This is a genomic window from Pirellulales bacterium, from assembly GCA_035546535.1.
Classification (GTDB): Bacteria; Planctomycetota; Planctomycetia; order Pirellulales; family JACPPG01; genus JACPPG01.
This window is the reverse complement of the sequence record DASZWQ010000071.1, coordinates 1-2,085: the sequence shown is the minus strand read 5'-3', so window position 1 is coordinate 2,085 and position 2,085 is coordinate 1. Positions and strand designations below refer to the sequence as shown.

Annotated in this window: 3 protein-coding genes; 2 read left to right on the top strand and 1 reads right to left on the bottom strand. The window is 60.3% G+C overall.

Features of this window, described 5'->3' with window-relative positions; translation table 11 throughout:
• On the top strand, positions 1-126 hold a 126-nt coding region (locus VHD36_09785), incomplete at its 5' end, for an IS5/IS1182 family transposase (GenBank protein ID HVU87601.1).
• A gap of 208 nt (positions 127-334) precedes the next feature.
• On the opposite strand, the gene msrB is transcribed toward VHD36_09785, so the two are convergent.
• On the bottom strand, positions 335-1,045 hold the full coding sequence (gene msrB, locus VHD36_09780; GenBank protein ID HVU87600.1) for a peptide-methionine (R)-S-oxide reductase MsrB: 711 nt from the start codon (positions 1,043-1,045) through the stop codon (positions 335-337).
• Between the two features lie 175 nt (positions 1,046-1,220).
• Here msrB and VHD36_09775 point away from each other — a divergent pair.
• Positions 1,221-2,085, top strand: an 865-nt coding sequence (locus VHD36_09775) for a hypothetical protein (protein HVU87599.1), incomplete at its 3' end; no start/stop codon positions are given.

Genomic DNA, 2,085 nt, shown 5'->3' with positions numbered 1-2,085 from the left:
TGGCTCGTCCGCTACCGCCGCCACGCCCGCGACTACGAACGCAACACCGAAACCAGCGAGGCCATGATCTACATCGCCATGATCAACCTCATGTCACGCCCCCTGACCCGACACAAATACATTTGAAGACACGTTCTAAGGATTCGCCTTAGCACACAGCCCCGGCTTGGGATAACGCTCGTTAGCGTGCTCCGATTGCAGATAAAGACGGTCGAGCCGTCATATTCCCAGACACGGCAGCGCAAATCAAGAAAATTATGACGGCCAGATTCTCAGCGCGAATCGCACTGACCGATGGCCTGATGACCCTATCCAACGCCGTCACTCGGCGGGTTCATTCTTCGGCCGTCGGGCTGGCGGTTTCAGCGGCCGGATCGGCGAGCGACTTGAGTTGATCGTCGGCCGTGAAGTCAAGCGCCGCCGAGTTGAGGCAATAGCGCAGCCCGCGCGGCGCTGGGCCGTCGTCAAAGACGTGCCCCAGGTGCGCGTCGCAGCGAGCGCAGTTGACTTCGATGCGCAGCTCGCCTGTCTTGAGGTCTTTCGCCTCGGCCAGATTCTCCAGGGCGACCGGTTGAAAGAAGCTGGGCCAACCAGTGCCCGAGTCGAACTTCGCGCCCGAGAGGAACAGCGGCAGCCGGCAGCCGGCGCAGGCGTAAACACCGTGCTGCTTATTGTCGAGAAAGACGCCGCAGAAAGCCTGCTCGGTGCCTCGGCTGCGTAGCACCTTGTACTGTTCGGCCGACAGCCGCTTGCGCCACTCGCGATCGCTGAGCACCACGCGGGGCGATTCGACAGGCCCGACAAGCTCGCCGCGCTGGTTATAGACATAAACCTCGACCGAGCCGGCGGGCTCTGTTTCGGCCTTGCTCGGCCAGGACCAGAGTTCGGCCCGCGCCGCTACGAGCGCCAGCACGATCAGGCATGCTGCCAGGCCGCCCAACGCCTTGCGCCATCGGTCGCGCATATCAAAGGCCCATTCCAGGAGGAGCGGCAAATCGCAAGAGGGATCGATTTCCAGAATCGTCGTACTCTCGGGAACTGTCAAGCTGGGTAGTGCGTGAGGTTGGTTTACATCGCGGGAAGCAGAATTTTATTGCCCGTCCGCAGCGATCGCGGTACGATGCGCGCCGGCTGCCGGGTTTCGGAACCACCCGCGCCGCGCCTTTTCACGTCGCACGTGAATCGTCACGGGTGAATCTTCACACCATGGGGAGGCTGTCATGTCCCGAGTTACTGTGTTTGTCGCTGCGCTCGTCGTGTGCAGTTGCTGCCGGTTCGCGGTTGCCGATGGTGCGATCAAACGGCTCATGGCCGACGAGGACTCGCGCGCGAAGATCCTGGAGCACCTCGAAGAATTGACCGATCTGGAATTTGCCGACACGCCACTGTCGGACGTCGTGGATTACATCAAGAGCAAGCACGAATTCGAGATTCAACTGGATACCAAAGGGCTGACCGACGCCGCCGTCGACGCTTCGGCGCCCGTCACCAAGAGCCTCAAGGGAATCAGCCTGCGCAGCGCGCTCGATCTGATCCTTGACGATTTCGATCTTACGTACACGATCCGCGACGAAGTGCTGCAGATTACCAGCAGGGAGAAGGCGGACGAGATCTTGTACACGCAGATTTATCGTGTCGACGAAATCGTGGGCGAGCGCGATCGCCGCCGTAATATGCAAGATCTAATCGATTTGATTACAAGCACTGTTCAGGTGGATACATGGGTGGACAGTGGTGGTCCCGGGGTGATCAGCTCATATCGGAATCTATTGGTGGTCGATCAAAAGCTCGACGTTCACGAACAAATCCAGGATTTGCTCGCCAAGCTATGCCTGGCGTTGCCGAAGGAGCCCGAGGCGGAGGCCGAGGATCGTGCCGCAGCCGCTGGGCCGCCCGACGACGAACCATCACCAGACACCGAGCGGAAGATCGTTATCTACGAACTTCGCCACCTGAATCCCGAAGACGCCCGGCAGGCGCTCACGACCTTGATCATGCCGGACAGTTGGCAAGGGCAAGGAGGCGACGGCGCGGCCTATGGCGTGACGTTTATGCCAAGCGCCATGGACGCGAAAGAGTTCCAAC